We start from the raw sequence: 14,122 nt of genomic DNA on the forward strand, positions 1-14,122 counted from the left end.
TCGAGAGAAAAAGTTAATGCTGCACTTGGCGCAAGTTCAAAAAAAAGGCTATCTAGGCAAGGCAGGATTGCGCTTACTGGCTGCTCAAAAGTCAGAGCACATTTGGACGAAACTACCTGAAGAGGAAACGGTACTTTCCGCTGAGGCAAATGCTTACAGTGATGGACTGCTCGTGCTGGTCGAAATCTCCAGCAGCAATCAGATTTTAGATATTCGCGAAGCCAAAGATTGGGTGATGGACTTGGTGCAGTGCTACTTGACGTATGGGTTTACGCCTAGCTCGTTGCAGCAGGAGAAAGAGCGCTCAGAACAGTGGCGGCAGTCATTGACGCTAGAACAGCAAGAATTAGCGCGAACAAAGATCGAACTTGAGGCACGCCGAGAACAAATCCAAGAACTCGAAGAAGAACTCAAAAGCGAGAAGAAACAGCTAGAGATGCTGATGTCGCAGGTGAAATCTCAGAACCAGGATTAGTCCTGCATTTTCCAAATTCCTGCCAGCAGTATCCAGCCCATGAGATTAATCCGGGCATCAAACAGCGGCACATCTAAGAAGCTGAATAAGGTGCAGGCAAAGAACGCGATCGAGAACGTGAAATAGATGCGCTGATGTTGCGATTGGAGTTTGCGCCAAGTGAATACACTTTGAGCCAAAATCCAGCCGACTAATCCGTATAGCATCAAGGCTGCGGGCAGTCCGGTTTCAGAAGACAGCATGAAAAAGAGATTGTGCGGATGACCCATCCAAAGCTGCATTTGCTCGGTATACAGTTTTGAAAAGCTGCGGAATCCCCAGCCTGTCAACGGTCGCTGTTCGGTCATCGACCAGGCAAATTTCCACTGAGTCGATCGCAGTTGATTCACCGGACGATCACTGTACATTTGATCGTTCAATCGCGCCCAAAAAAATCGCGGGACAATCACTCGAAGCGGTGCAGCGATCGGTTCTGGAGCAAATGCGGCTCCTGCCATTAAGCCCGCAATTCCGACAACACCTGCAACGATTTTTTTCCACCCGTGATACAGCGCAAACGCTAAACCAGCCAGAAGCGAGATCGCCCAAACATTTCGAGAATTCGTCAAAATTAAGCCGATCGCATTCAAGCAAAAGATCGCGCCTAGAATTCGCTGACGTTGATCAATCCATAACCCTAGATTGAGAATGAATACGATCGCGTAATAGCTTGCCAGTACATTCGCGTAAGTGAAGACCGAAGACATTCGCCCTAACGGTTCTCCACCAGGACTAATTGTTAATTCAATCAATCCCCACAAAATCGAAGGCGATCCCCCAACGTTGAAAAATAATTGCACCAATCCAATCAGCGTGACCGGGATCGAGGTCAGTACCCAAATCCAAGCGATTTGCGTTAACTGTTTGGGTGATCGAATCAGTTCACTTAATCCAGCAAACGTCACAAAGAACGGCAGAAAATTGAACAAACCGAGAAAAGCATTGGTGCGATCGAGGGCAAATCCCGCTGCCACAATCATCACCAATCCCAAGACCGCAAATCCTCGATTCACTGGTTCACGACTGAGACTAGAGAACCGTTGCTGCCAGATATCGAGCGCTGCCACTAGAACTGGAGTACAGCCCAAGAATGCACTAAACGGCATCAGAAATAATCCAAATTGAACCAGAATCCAGGGGCGTTGTAGCGACGGATCAGGATGAGATTGCAGGCGCAGCGTCTTCATTAGAGGGTGCTTGAAAAGTATAGAAAGTCTCTTCGCTTCGATTGCCTCCCGCCCTGAAATGAATTTCGGGCTAATGGTGGAAAGTCTACTGAAGTAGACTGGGAGGCAGTTTCAAGTTCTTAGTCCATTTCAATGGACTTGCGCCGATTAGCCCGAAATTCATTTCAGGGCGGGGCGTTGCAACGAACGACAACTTTTCAAACATCCTCTTAAACGGGTTCAAAGCAGTCCGATCGCGTTAACCGAATTTGAGCCAAAGCGAAAATGATTGGAATCACGCGCCCGTAATTTGTGGCGATCGCTCTCCAGCCCAAATCTGCCAGAAACCAAGTCCACAATGCCGATCCCAAAAAGGCAAACGCTGCACGAGTCGCCCCATATCGCGCCGTTGCCATCGTCATCCCTCGTTTTGCTAATTGCAGCGAAACCTGAGTTTGAATCTGAGTTGCAGCGACAATTCCACCTTGTGCGATCGCTTGTTGTGCCATTTGATAACGTGCAAAGTGCAGGGCAAACTGTCGCGCAATCTGTTCTAGCAAAAGAGGCTGTAGTAGGGTATTCACCGCTAAGGCACCTCCGCCTTTAGCCACGAGCGACATCGGATTCTTCTGCAAAGACAGCGGTAATTCTTCAGCAAGACCCGTATCGATCAGCGCATTTTTCACTCGTCGGGTCAAAGCGGTTTGCTCGGACACAGGAAGTTGCTTCCAGGCGCGGTTTAATAGACTGAGGAAGATTTCAGCTTCTAAATCGGTCGTAGACATTGATCCCGTGTAGGGCAATTTCAGATAGCGGCAGACTTGGATCAGAATTTGGCGGTAGCTCACTTGTCCGGTTCTACGGCGGAGGACTGTGATACCATCGGCTGCGAGGAAGCGGAATCGCTCATCGATCGCATCGAGCCAGTCTTCCCGCGATTGGCTTTGTAGATCGATCGGGTCAGTCGCGTTGACGTAATCCAGCGGGTTGAACTTCGGACGAAATAGAATTTCTGTCAGTTCGCGTAGTTCATCATCTGTCGCCAATTCCAAAGCGGCTCTAAACTCATCCACTGGTGGTCTTCCTCCCGATGCTGCTTCCAGATTCATTCTACATAAGCTAGACGACACATCGGATATTACTTGTTTCAGGATTTCTCAAAGTATGCTCGATTCCCAATTTGATATCGCGATCGTGGGTGCCGGGATGTCCGGTTTAACCTGTGCTCAGATGCTCCACCAAGCAGGCTATAAGGTGGTTGTGATCGACAAGTCCCGTGGTTTGGGTGGAAGAATGGCAACTCGCCGTTTGCAGGGAACGCACGCGGATCATGGCGTTTGTTATCTCAAGCCAAAATCCGCTGAGTTTCAGGACTTGTTGAATCAGTTGGTCGATCGCAAAATCATTCGCGTCTGGACGGATACGATTCACGAATTGGATGAAGGCAGAATTCAACCGCCACAAAAGCGAGCTTCGTGTTACGCGGCGATGAATGGGATTACGATGATCGCGAAATTCCTCTCGATCGGCTTAACGCTGAGATTGAACCATCGAGTCGAACGCATCGAAGAGCAGAACGGCTGGAATCTTTACTGTGAATCGGGCGAAGTGATTTCAGCGAGTGCGGTGATTGTGGCGATTCCGGCTCCACAGGCGGCGATGTTGTGTGGAACGTATATTGAGCGGTTGACCTCGATCGAGTATTCGCCGTGTATTAGTGCGATCGCGGTTTATCCGACCGAGCGACAGGCGGATGTGGAACGATTGGATTGGAAAGCGATCGTGTGTCTGGCAGATTCAGATTTAGGCTGGATTGGTATTGATAGCACAAAGCAATTGAATCCGGGACAACCTGCGATCGTGATTCAAAGTAATGCAACGTTTGCCGCACAACATTTAGAAGATCTTGATTTGCAGCAAGTCGGAGAGCAATTGTTAAAACGGGCGGCAGAAGTAGCAGAACCGTGGTTTACCAGTCCGGAGGTGCTGCAAGTTCATCGCTGGCGGTATGCGTTTCCGATTAATCCTGTTTCTGAAAAATTCTTAGCTGCGACGACTTCTAATCCGATGATTTGCACCGGGGATTGGTGTGGTGGAAATCGGGTTGAGAATGCGTTTCATGCTGGGCTTGCGACTGCGAATCATTTAAACGGGCAACTCAGCAACCAGCCGCTACCTAAACAGTTTTGGACACAAATTAGTGGGTAATTTCTCTAAATTTTGAATTTCCCTAATGGATAATCGCAGACCTGTGATTTAACTATACAAGGGCGTGGTTTCTTATGCTCTAACGTGTTATGGACGGGTAGTACAAAATGGTTTTCCGATCGCTGTTTCAAGCTGTTCTACTGTTCGGTATTTTTGCCCCGGTTGCTTCGGTGGCTCAGCCCGTTGTGCCAATTCCGCCTCAAGATTTGCCGCGCCCTTTACCGCCGCAACCTTCCCCAGAGCCGCAAATTCCAACCCCGCTTCCGCCTCCGGATCAATTGCTGCCTCAGCCCATTACGCCGCCTTCAACGATCGAGACTCCAGGCAATATTCCCGATACGATCCAGGTCAAACAGTTTGATGTGGTCGGTAGTACAGTATTTAGCGCGAAAGATTTTGAGCCGATCACAAAGCCGTATCTGAATCGAAATGTTTCGTTTGCGGAATTATTGCAATTACGATCGGCGATCGCTGAACTTTATATCAAAAATGGATATGTCACGTCTGCTGCGGTATTGCCGCCTCAAGTGCTCACCGGGGGCGTAGTCAAAATTCAAGTGATCGAAGGCTCGATCGAGCAAATCAATGTAATTGGCACGCGTCGCCTGAATCCGGCTTATATTCGGAGCCGCATCGGGCTTTCTGTGCAAGCGCCGTTAAATGTAAATCGCTTGCTCGAAGGCTTACGACTTTTGCAACTCGATCCGCTGATCGCTTCGATTTCAGCCGATTTGCAGGCGGGAACCCGTCCTGGAACCAGTGTTTTACAAGTGACGATTACGGAAGCGAAAACATTCTCGGTGACTCCAACGCTCGATAATGCTCGATCGCCGAGTGTTGGATCGTTCCGTCGCCAACTTGAACTGTCACAGGCGAATTTACTCGGTTTAGGAGATGGGCTGAGAGCGAGTTATACCAATACTGACGGCAGTAATGGAGTTGATTTGAGCTATACGGTGCCGCTCAATCCCCGAAATGGAACGTTACGGCTTGCGTATGGCAGTACTCGGAGCCGAGTGATTGAATCGCCGTTTGACGTTTTGGATATTCAGGCGCGATCTCGCTACTACGAATTGACGTTTCGCCAGCCGATCGTGCAGCGTCCGACCAATGAATTTACGTTAGGGCTAACGTTCTCGCGTCAAGAAAGTGAGACAGAATTAGGTATCGATAATATTGGTCCGTTTCGGTTGTCGCCGGGAGCCGATGAGCAAGGTCGAACGAGAATTTCAGCGCTGCGATTTTTTCAGGAATATGTACAGCGTAGTGAGCGACAAGTTTTCGCCGCTCGATCGCAGTTTAGTTTTGGTTTGGGCTTGTTCGATGCGACGATCAATGATCAGGCTCCTGATAGTCAGTTTTTTACATGGCGCGGACAAGCTCAATGGACAAGGCTGTTAGCGCGGGATTCATTATTGTTAGTGCGGGGCGATTTGCAGTTAAGCGATCGTACTTTAGTGCCGTTAGAACAGATCGGTATCGGCGGCGTGGATACGGTTCGCGGCTATCGGCAAGATGCGCTCCTGACCGATAACGGATTCTTGTTCTCATCGGAAGTGCGGTTGCCGATTTTGCGATCGGGACGTGCTTTAGTTCAAGTCACACCTTTTATCGATGTGGGAACCGCTTGGAATCGCAGCGGGGCGAATCCAAATCCAAATACTTTGGTCGGGGCGGGATTCGGATTTTTGTGGCAGCAAGGGGATGATTTTTCAGCGCGGATTGATTTTGGATTTCCGCTGGTGTCGATCGAGGGCGAAAGACGCAGCTTGCAAGAAAAGGGCATTTATTTCTCGATCCGCTATAGTCCATCGTTCTAGATTTGGTGCGACACTAGATCAGATTTGGCGGACGGTTGGGACATGGTGCAAGACAGTCAGAAAGAGCGATCTTGGTTTTATTGGTTTACGGTGCCGATTTATCCGTATAGCCAACGCCGTACGATTCGACGGGAAGTAGTCAAAGACTCGGTTTGGGTCTTTGAGCAGCTTCAAGGCGTTTTCTATGTGGTTACACCGATTCGGATGACCGTTGTAAAACTCGATGCGGGTGGGCTTTTGGTGTATGCGCCTGTGGCTCCGACGATCGAGTGTTTGCGATTGCTAAATGAAATTGTTTCCGTTCACGGAGATGTTCAATACATCATTTTTCCAACTGCTTCCGGTTTGGAACATAAAGCATTTGTGCCGCCGTTCGCTCGAAAGTATCCGAATGCTCAAATTTATATTGCACCGGATCAATGGAGTTACCCGGTTAATCTGCCGTTGTCGTGGTTAGGATTTCCCAAGCATCGGACGCATTTACTCGATGGTCGATCAATTCCGTTTGGCGATCAGTTTGAATACGCGAAACTCGGTCCAATTCGGTTGGGATTAGGACCGTTTGAGGAAATTGCGTTATTCGATCGACGTTCTAAAACGCTGCTCGTTACGGATTCTGTCCTTTCCGTTCCAGAAGTCGCGCCCGAAATTATCCAGATCGATCCGTATCCTTTGCTGTTTCACGCTCGCGAGTCTGGAACCGAGCAGATTGAAGATACTGAAGCAAATCGCCGCAAAGGATGGCAGCGAGTCGCATTGTTCACGTTTTATTTTCGTCCTAGCGGGTTGGATATCGCTGATTTAATCCCATCGGTGCGAGAAGTGGTTAAAGCACCGGATCGATCGAAGAAAGCCTTTTTCGGCTGGTATCCGTTTCATTGGAAATTGGGCTGGCAGCGATCGTTTGAGGCGTTACGAAAACATCGATTGATCGTGGCTCCGATTTTGCAGCGATTGATTCTAAATCGTGAACCGCAGATCGTGATTGATTGGGCAGAAAAGGTTGCGAGTTGGGACTTTGAGCGGATTATTCCTTGTCACTTGGATGCCCCGATCGATGCTAATTCTCAGGAGTTTCGCGCTGCATTCAGTTTTTTAGAAAAGGATGGCAGAGCTTTACCGGATGAAGACTTTGAACTTTTGAAAGAGATTGAGAAAGGCTTGATCAAAACGAAAGTAACTCCACCTGCGAAAGAGAAGTTGTAAGAGGGTGTTTGAAAAGTATAAAAAGTCTCTTCGCTTCGATTGCATCCCGCCCGGAGCTAAACCTCTGGGCTAATCAGCGCAACCCTGCTAAAGCAGGCTCAAGCGCAAGTTCTGCGGCTCTTAGTCCCGTTCAGGGGGCTTTCCTCGGTCAGCCCGGAGGTTCAGCTCCGGGCGGGTGAATGCAACAAACGACGACTTTTCAAACACCCTCTAACTAAGCGTGAATTTGGTGGTTTTTTTCGGCTTTGTTACTCACCCGCTTCGTTGTCAGCCCGCTCCGGAATAAAATTCGGGGCTAACAGTGCGAAGTCCCTTCAGGACTGCAAGCCTTGTAATGATTCGCATTCAACCCCCTTCAGTGGGTTTCGCACGATCAGCCCCGAATTTTATTCCGGGGCGAGTCAGCATCGAAGCGGAAAGATTTATCGAATTCACACTATCTCGCAATACTCGATCGAATTCGTATCCTCTGCAACGTCCTGCAAAGAAAGCGCTATCATAGCCTTTGTCATAACACCGAACGGCTATGGGACGGCAGCGAGGATTACTTCTATTAATTTTAGTGTTGGTGCTTGGCTCGATCTATATCATCTTTGATCAGCGCCATTTTCCAGCATTATTGGGCTTGGATTTACGCGGTGGATCGCAAATCACGATTCAGGTTAAGCCTACCGCAGAAATACAGAAAATTACATCACAGCAGCTAGAAGATGTACAGCGGGTGATCGAAGGTCGGATTAACGGTTTGGGCGTATCGGAACCCCTCGTGCAAACAGCGGGCGAAGATCAGATTCTCGTTCAGTTGCCGGGTGTCAACGATCCAGAACAGGCTGAGCGAGTTTTGGGCGGTACAGCACAGCTTGATTTTCGGGCACAAAAGGCGGGAACCGAAGCAAGACTTCCGATCGAACAATCAATCCGTCAAGATCTCCTCAAGAAACAGGACGAACTCCGTAAATCTGGGGACGAAAAAGCGATCGCTGAAAATCAAGCGGCAATCAAACGCAGCAATGATGCGATCGCGTCTCTGTTCGATCCGCCTGCGCTCGTGGGTAAGAACCTGAAAAATGCTTTTCCTGAATCCGCTCCAGGCTCGAACTCGTTTAGCGTCGGATTGCAATTCGATCAAGAAGGCGGCGAGAAATTTGCTCAACTGACGAAAACTTTGGCGGGAACAGGTCGATCGCTCGGAATTTTTCTCGATAACGGTTTGATCAGCTTTCCAAGCGTTGGAGCCGAATTTGCTCAAACCGGAATTACAGGTGGCGGGGCGACGATCACGGGACGATTTACCGCTCAAGAAGCGACCGATTTAGCCGTACAGCTTCGCGGTGGTGCTTTACCGCTTCCGGTTGAAGTCGTAGAAAACCGAACCGTCGGCGCAACCCTCGGACGCGATAGTATTCAGAGCAGTATTTATGCGGGAATTGGCGGATTGCTGCTGGTACTCGGTTTCATGATCGTTTACTACCGTTTACCGGGCGTGATTAGTGCAATTTCGCTGATCATCTATTCGCTATTGACTTACGCCGGATTCAAACTGCTCGGTGTGACCTTGACGCTGCCTGGAATTGCTGGATTTATTCTCAGCATTGGGATGGCGGTCGATGCGAACATTCTAATCTTTGAGCGGACTCGCGAGGAATTGCTGGCAGGAAAAACGCTTTATCGATCGGTAGAATCCGGTTTCTTCCGCGCTTTCTCCAGCATTCTCGATAGTAACGTCACAACTGCGATCGCTTGTATCGCCCTGATCTGGTTCGGTTCAGGACTGGTCAAAGGATTTGGTGTCACCCTACTGTTAGGGGTTGCCATCAGTATGTTCACGGCTGTCACCTGTAGTCGAACACTGATGATGTACGCGATCACATTTCCGGGACTTCGCAAGCCTGCATGGTTCTGCCCTAATCTTCCAAAAGCTAAACAATCGATCTCGGAGACCACCTCATGAAACTGAATGTGATTCGTCAAAGAGGATTGTGGTGGACGATTTCTGCAATCTGTATTCTGGCAGGCATCATTGCAATGGTGATTCTGCAAACCCAAATCGGTACGCCGTTGCGTCCAGGGCTGGACTTCAAAGGTGGAACGCGGCTTCAGGTTGAACTCGATTGTAGTGTGCCTGGAAACTGCGATCGACCGATTAGCCTAGATGCGATTCGTGAGGTACTGAAATCTCAGGAACTAGGCGATGCCAGTATTCAAATCGTCGGGCAGGAACAACGAGCGGCATTGATTCGGACGAATACGCTCAGTGTCGATCAGCGCACCAAACTTCAAGCAGAACTCGAATCGAAAATCGGAAAGTTTGATGCCAAGAAAACGCAAATTGATACGGTTGGACCGACGATCGGTAGACAGCTTTTTCAATCGGCTCTCATTGCATTGATCGTGTCCTTCGCAGGAATCACGCTCTACATGACGTTCCGTTTTGAGTTGGACTACGCAATTTTCGCTATCATCGCGCTTTTTCACGATGTTCTGATCACGGTTGGTTTCTTTGCGATTCTGGGACTGACACCGCTCAGAACTGAAGTCGATAGTTTATTTGTCGTGGCGCTGTTAACGATCGTGGGTTTCTCGGTCAATGACACGGTTGTAATTTACGATCGCGTTCGTGAAACGATTCAACTTAATCCGGGTCGTCACATTAATGAAATCGTAGACGATGCGGTGAATCAAACTTTAACGCGATCGATTAACACGACGTTAACCGTATTACTAACGCTGTTTGCGCTCTTCTTGTTCGGGGGTGATACGCTGCGAAACTTTGCTTTGGCGCTGATTATTGGTTTTACGATGGGGGCATATTCAAGTATCTTCATCGCGAGTTCACTGTTAGCGCTGTGGCGAGAAAAGCGGGGGCGGGCATTTGCGCCTGTGAAAACTGCTGAAGTCAGTAGTGATTAGGTTAGAAGCGTATGACACACCCGGATTTTATTGATCCGTCTGAACTTGATCCAAAATTCCAAGCCGCCGTTCAACGACTGCACCGGATGACGGTGATCGGACGGTGGCTGGTTGTTTTGGGATTGTGGTTGACGATCGGCGTTCTCAGTCTTTGGGGATTGCGCTACCCGATTTCGCTGATGATGCAGTATTTCACTTGGGCAGCATTGCGGCATGGACTGGCGGGAAATCTCGCAGCCTCGATCGGGTTAGGGATTTGTGTTGGAATGACACTGAGCGTTTTGATTTGGCAGAGTCGCAATATTCTTTTTGGTTTGCCCACCGATGAGCGTCAGCGTCTTGAAAAAATCGTTCTCAAAATTCGCCAACAAGGTCAAAGCCATCCGCTTTGGAGATGGATTGAACCGAATAAAAAATAATTGGCTACCGTAAAGAGAGTGTGTTTCAAGAGGGAATATGCAGCGCTCTGAACGTCATTCGCCATTTACGGCATTTCTGCAAGTTGCCACGATCGTTTCAATTTTGGCAACGATCGCGGTCAATGCCATCTCAAATATCTATCCATTAAGAGAACTGAATATCGGTCAGATTGCGAACACGATTCTTGGAGGTGTACTCGTCACGCCAGCCAATTATGCTTTTGCAATTTGGGGTGTCATTTACCTTGGATTAATCGCTTTCGGAATCTATCAAGTTTTACCTTCACAGCGTTACAATTCGTATTTACTGAAGTTACGCGCTCCAATCATTTGGTCATCTGTTTTCCAAATCGTTTGGGTATATCTTTTCCAGTTGCAGCAATTTTGGCTATCGGTTGTTTTCATGTTTGGGATTCTGTTGAATCTGATTGCTGCTTTCATTTGGTCTAGATTTCCAAAGAGCCGTCAAGAAAAATGGTTTGCTCGGATTCCGATCGCGATTTATCTCGGTTGGATTAGTGTTGCTTCGATCGTGAATGTTGCCTCTGCACTTTATGCGTCTCGGTGGAATGGATTTGGTATTGATGCAACGATCTGGACAGTATTAATGATCCTGATTGCGACGGTAATTTCAGCAGTGATCGCAATTCGATACGGTGATATTGCGTTTACAGGCGTAATTATTTGGGCGTTGGTTGCGATCGCAGTTCGTCAATTTGCCCAATCTGCGATTCTCATTACTGCGATCGGAAGCGCGATCGTGCTTATCCTTCTGCTGATTTTTAGAAATCGTTCCCGTGGTGCATGACGCGCATCAGTTCGCCTGATTGAATTAAACGCAGAGTCGGAATTTTCAAGATGGCGTTTGATTACTCGATCGATTTCACCCAAATCAATTTCCGAGAGCATCCAGAACTGTACCGCGTTGGAAAAGGCGAACAAGGCGTTTTATTGGTGGAACCCTATAAAAGCGAAATTCTGCCGCATTGGAGGTTCAAAACGCCGGAGATTGCACAAATTTCCGCCGATAAAATCTACCAGCTTTTTCAGGAATACAAAGCGCAGGGTGATTTTGTTGGGATGGACATGGCGCGAAAATTTTTGCAGATGGGATATACGCGATCGCGACGTTACGCCAATCACAAATCCGGTCGCAAGTATGGTACGGATAAAACTGTTTTACCGCGTGAAGAAGACCCGATCAAAGCTGAATCCGCCAAGATTTTTTATGAGAAATGGCAGCAAGCAAAACTTGACCCGGAATACATGACGCAACTCAGAGCACATCGCGATCGCTACGAAGATGTGAAATAGTTAAGAGTGTTAATCGGTGCTCTTTTACTATGTCTGAACATCTGTCGCTGTTGGAAAATCCTGGAACCTTGTGGCAACGCACGATCGAGCAAACGCAACACGCTCTTTCTTGTGGTGCACTTCTGTCAATTCCAACCAGTCAGACTTTCATCGAGCAAGCAGGAGCTAGATTTCTCGTTCGCATCGTGACAAATCTGATTCGTAAAGAAGTTGCTGATTTGAAGCAGAAACAAGAAGAGATTGCAACTGGAAAACCGATCGATCCATTTCTACCGTACGATCGCGATTTATTTGTTGTTGATATTTCTGATACTCACGTCTGTCTACTCAATAAATTTAACGTTGTCGAAAATCATCTTTTAATCATTACCCGCGCATTTGAAGAGCAAGAATCGTTATTAACCTTCAGTGATCTCGAAGCGATGTGGGCGTGTTTATCTGAAGTAGAGGGTTTAGCGTTTTATAACGGCGGATCTGTTGCGGGTGCAAGTCAGCGCCACAAGCATTTACAACTCGTTCCCTTTCCGTTTGTTCAGAATGGCGATCGCTTACCGATCGATCCATTAATCCAATCTGTGAACTCCTTTGAAATTACCGTCATTCCTGAATTTCCTTTTACTCATGCCTTTAAGAAGCTCGATCGTATCAACACACCTGATCAACTTCTAAAGTGCTATTCCGAACTTTTAGAAGTGGTGGGAATTGATTCTCATCAGCCGATACAAACGGCTCCGTATAATTTCTTAGCGACGCGGGAATGGATGATGATTGTGCCGCGATCACAAGCTGAATATCGTGCGATCGCCGTGAATTCTCTTGCTTTTGCGGGTGCGCTGCTTGTCCGAACTCCTGAGCAACTCGAAACCCTAAAACAATTACGTCCGTTAAATTTTCTAAAGAACGTTGCGGTAATGTCCTCAACTCGTGAGGCTGATCATAATTAAGGGATAGACTCCGCGAGAAATCCCATGAAACTCGATCGATTTATCGTTCCACCGAACCAGAAGATTAAGCTAAAAGATTACAGTCCAGCTTATACAAATGGCTTGAAAGATAAAGCCGCTGCTCAAGCTGAACTCCAGGAAGGTGTGCAAAAACTTGCTAAATATCAAGACATTCTTTATGCTCAAGACTCTTATGCGTTGCTTGTTGTATTTCAAGCAATGGATGCAGCCGGAAAGGACAGCACGATTAAACATGTCATGTCCGGTGTAAATCCCCAGGGTTGCCAGGTTTTCAGCTTCAAAGCGCCATCTTCAGAGGACTTGGATCACGATTATCTTTGGCGTTCATTTAAATCTTTACCAGAACGTGGAAGAATCGGAATTTTCAATCGCTCTTATTACGAAGAAGTTCTTGTCGTGCGGGTTCATCCTGAATTACTTGCCAAGCAAAAGTTACCCAAAGAAGCACAAGGCGATGATATTTGGAAAAAACGATTCAAGCAGATTAATCACTTTGAAGAGTATTTAGTAGACAACGGGATTATTGTCTTAAAGTTCTTTCTGAATGTGTCAAAAGAAGAACAGAAAAAGCGATTTCTTGATCGAATTGATTTGGATGAAAAGAATTGGAAATTCTCAGCCTCAGATGCAAAAGAACGGCAGCATTGGGATGAATACATGCACGCCTATGAAGACCTGTTTAGCCATACCAGTACTGATCATGCTCCTTGGCACATTATTCCAGCCGATCACAAATGGTTTACTCGTTTAGCAGTTTCTAATATCATTGTGGATAAACTAAAATCGCTAAACCTGTACTATCCAAAAGTCAGTGAACAGCATCGAGCAGAGTTACTCGAAGTTAAAAAAGAGTTAGAGCACGAGAAGTAATTTCGCTGTGTAAAGCGTCAAGGAGCAATGCAAAGTCTTAGATGAATCTGCATTGCTCCTTGATGTTTTAGAGCGTTTTTAGAGATTCCCACACCAGAAGTGCAAGAACATCGATCGCATTAAGCGTCTTTTTCAGCTTTTGCAGCAGCACGCTCGATCTTGTGGCTAAACGTGATCAGCGCTTTACCCAAAGTATGCACCGGACCCTTCACGCCGCGTCCAGTTTCATCGCCGATCGCGTTTGTGTGCTCACCGAGTTTTTGCAGTGCTTCTACAATCTGGCTGGCTTCGGTCTTCTTCGCTTTCAGTAGTTTCTTCAACTCCTTTAGAGAAGCAGACAATTCCTTGATGTTGTCTTCTTTGTGACCCTTGAGAAAATCTACCCATTCATCGATCGAATCGATCGCTTCTTCGGATTCAACCTCAGTAGCATCACTATGTAGAATTTCCGTCAAAGATTCAATATCAGGAGCATTATCGAGATCGTTTTCAACGGCTGCTGAATCTGATTTCTTTGCAGTTTTTTGCTCCTTTTCAGCTTCAGAAGAATGCTCTTCTTTTGGCGAAGTTTTTTCGTTTTTAGTTGCCATAGTTCTTGCTCCTTCTATGTTTCAGCAAAGTTATACGAATAAAAATAGAGTCGATTAAATTCATTTCCCTCTGCCAAAAGAAGCGATATAGATCACACTTTGGACAGAGTGCAATCACACTAGAAATATGACGCAGATCA

Annotated in this window: 14 protein-coding genes; 11 read left to right on the forward strand and 3 right to left on the reverse strand. The window is 47.3% G+C overall.

The genetic code is table 11. The features are described from left to right. Positions 1-16: 16 nt before the first annotated feature. A complete protein-coding gene (locus NIES2104_RS24375; protein ID WP_059000820.1) occupies positions 17-475 on the forward strand; it encodes a hypothetical protein in 459 nt (152 codons plus the stop codon). Here the strand turns inward: NIES2104_RS24375 and NIES2104_RS24380 are convergent. Both NIES2104_RS24380 and NIES2104_RS24385 read right to left on the reverse strand, forming a co-directional pair. Then, positions 472-1,701 (reverse strand): O-antigen ligase, encoded by a 1,230-nt coding sequence (locus NIES2104_RS24380; protein ID WP_059000821.1) that lies wholly within the window; start codon positions 1,699-1,701, stop codon positions 472-474. The genes NIES2104_RS24375 and NIES2104_RS24380 overlap by 4 nt on opposite strands. Before the next feature lie 209 nt (positions 1,702-1,910). Then, a complete protein-coding gene (locus tag NIES2104_RS24385) occupies positions 1,911-2,789 on the reverse strand; it encodes a YaaW family protein (RefSeq protein WP_263971033.1) in 879 nt (292 codons plus the stop codon). A gap of 55 nt (positions 2,790-2,844) precedes the next feature. On the opposite strand from NIES2104_RS24385, the gene NIES2104_RS24390 reads away from it, so the two are divergent. From NIES2104_RS24390 to NIES2104_RS24435, 10 genes are all read left to right on the forward strand, one after another. After that, entirely contained in the window at positions 2,845-3,888 is a 1,044-nt protein-coding gene (locus tag NIES2104_RS24390) for an NAD(P)/FAD-dependent oxidoreductase (RefSeq protein ID WP_059000822.1), read from the forward strand. Between the two features lie 107 nt (positions 3,889-3,995). Continuing rightward, complete coding sequence (locus tag NIES2104_RS24395; RefSeq protein ID WP_059000823.1) at positions 3,996-5,708, forward strand: ShlB/FhaC/HecB family hemolysin secretion/activation protein; 1,713 nt, start codon at positions 3,996-3,998, stop codon at positions 5,706-5,708. A 42-nt stretch (positions 5,709-5,750) separates the two neighbouring features. Further along, complete coding sequence (locus NIES2104_RS24400) at positions 5,751-6,914, forward strand: DUF4336 domain-containing protein (RefSeq protein WP_059000824.1); 1,164 nt, start codon at positions 5,751-5,753, stop codon at positions 6,912-6,914. 526 nt (positions 6,915-7,440) lie between these two features. Beyond that, positions 7,441-8,865 (forward strand): protein translocase subunit SecD, encoded by a 1,425-nt coding sequence (gene secD, locus NIES2104_RS24405; RefSeq protein WP_059000825.1) that lies wholly within the window; start codon positions 7,441-7,443, stop codon positions 8,863-8,865. Next, positions 8,862-9,824, forward strand: coding sequence for a protein translocase subunit SecF (gene secF, locus NIES2104_RS24410; protein WP_059000826.1), 963 nt, complete (start codon positions 8,862-8,864; stop codon positions 9,822-9,824). The genes secD and secF overlap by 4 nt, the downstream gene beginning before the upstream one ends. Positions 9,825-9,835: 11 nt before the next feature. Then, positions 9,836-10,243, forward strand: a complete 408-nt coding sequence (locus tag NIES2104_RS24415) for a hypothetical protein (protein WP_059000827.1) — start codon at positions 9,836-9,838, stop codon at positions 10,241-10,243. A gap of 37 nt (positions 10,244-10,280) precedes the next feature. Beyond that, on the forward strand, positions 10,281-11,051 hold the full coding sequence (locus tag NIES2104_RS24420) for a hypothetical protein (RefSeq protein ID WP_059000828.1): 771 nt from the start codon (positions 10,281-10,283) through the stop codon (positions 11,049-11,051). A gap of 50 nt (positions 11,052-11,101) precedes the next feature. Next, a complete protein-coding gene (locus NIES2104_RS24425) occupies positions 11,102-11,557 on the forward strand; it encodes a DUF4385 domain-containing protein (RefSeq protein WP_059000829.1) in 456 nt (151 codons plus the stop codon). Positions 11,558-11,586: 29 nt separating this feature from the next. Continuing rightward, positions 11,587-12,501, forward strand: a complete 915-nt coding sequence (locus tag NIES2104_RS24430; RefSeq protein ID WP_059000830.1) for a phosphorylase — start codon at positions 11,587-11,589, stop codon at positions 12,499-12,501. 24 nt (positions 12,502-12,525) lie between these two features. Continuing rightward, positions 12,526-13,392 carry a polyphosphate kinase 2 family protein gene (locus tag NIES2104_RS24435; RefSeq protein ID WP_059000831.1) on the forward strand — a complete coding sequence of 289 codons (867 nt, stop codon included), beginning with the start codon at positions 12,526-12,528 and terminating at the stop codon, positions 13,390-13,392. A gap of 119 nt (positions 13,393-13,511) precedes the next feature. Here the strand turns inward: NIES2104_RS24435 and NIES2104_RS24440 are convergent, their stop codons facing one another. Continuing rightward, positions 13,512-13,982, reverse strand: a complete 471-nt coding sequence (locus NIES2104_RS24440; protein ID WP_059000832.1) for a hypothetical protein — start codon at positions 13,980-13,982, stop codon at positions 13,512-13,514. Positions 13,983-14,122 lie beyond the last annotated feature (140 nt).

Source organism: Leptolyngbya sp. NIES-2104 (assembly GCF_001485215.1).
Lineage (GTDB): Bacteria > Cyanobacteriota > Cyanobacteriia > Leptolyngbyales > Leptolyngbyaceae > Leptolyngbya.

Bases quoted from the DNA above. Each gene is read 5' to 3' on its own strand.
- NIES2104_RS24375 (WP_059000820.1), top strand. From the start codon at position 17: ATGCTGCACTTGGCGCAAGTTCAAAAAAAAGGCTATCTAGGCAAGGCA.
- NIES2104_RS24380 (WP_059000821.1), bottom strand. From the start codon at position 1,701: ATGAAGACGCTGCGCCTGCAATCTCATCCTGATCCGTCGCTACAACGC.
- NIES2104_RS24385 (WP_263971033.1), bottom strand. From the start codon at position 2,789: ATGAATCTGGAAGCAGCATCGGGAGGAAGACCACCAGTGGATGAGTTT.
- NIES2104_RS24390 (WP_059000822.1), top strand. From the start codon at position 2,845: ATGCTCGATTCCCAATTTGATATCGCGATCGTGGGTGCCGGGATGTCC.
- NIES2104_RS24395 (WP_059000823.1), top strand. From the start codon at position 3,996: ATGGTTTTCCGATCGCTGTTTCAAGCTGTTCTACTGTTCGGTATTTTT.
- NIES2104_RS24400 (WP_059000824.1), top strand. From the start codon at position 5,751: ATGGTGCAAGACAGTCAGAAAGAGCGATCTTGGTTTTATTGGTTTACG.
- secD (WP_059000825.1), top strand. From the start codon at position 7,441: ATGGGACGGCAGCGAGGATTACTTCTATTAATTTTAGTGTTGGTGCTT.
- secF (WP_059000826.1), top strand. From the start codon at position 8,862: ATGAAACTGAATGTGATTCGTCAAAGAGGATTGTGGTGGACGATTTCT.
- NIES2104_RS24415 (WP_059000827.1), top strand. From the start codon at position 9,836: ATGACACACCCGGATTTTATTGATCCGTCTGAACTTGATCCAAAATTC.
- NIES2104_RS24420 (WP_059000828.1), top strand. From the start codon at position 10,281: ATGCAGCGCTCTGAACGTCATTCGCCATTTACGGCATTTCTGCAAGTT.
- NIES2104_RS24425 (WP_059000829.1), top strand. From the start codon at position 11,102: ATGGCGTTTGATTACTCGATCGATTTCACCCAAATCAATTTCCGAGAG.
- NIES2104_RS24430 (WP_059000830.1), top strand. From the start codon at position 11,587: ATGTCTGAACATCTGTCGCTGTTGGAAAATCCTGGAACCTTGTGGCAA.
- NIES2104_RS24435 (WP_059000831.1), top strand. From the start codon at position 12,526: ATGAAACTCGATCGATTTATCGTTCCACCGAACCAGAAGATTAAGCTA.
- NIES2104_RS24440 (WP_059000832.1), bottom strand. From the start codon at position 13,982: ATGGCAACTAAAAACGAAAAAACTTCGCCAAAAGAAGAGCATTCTTCT.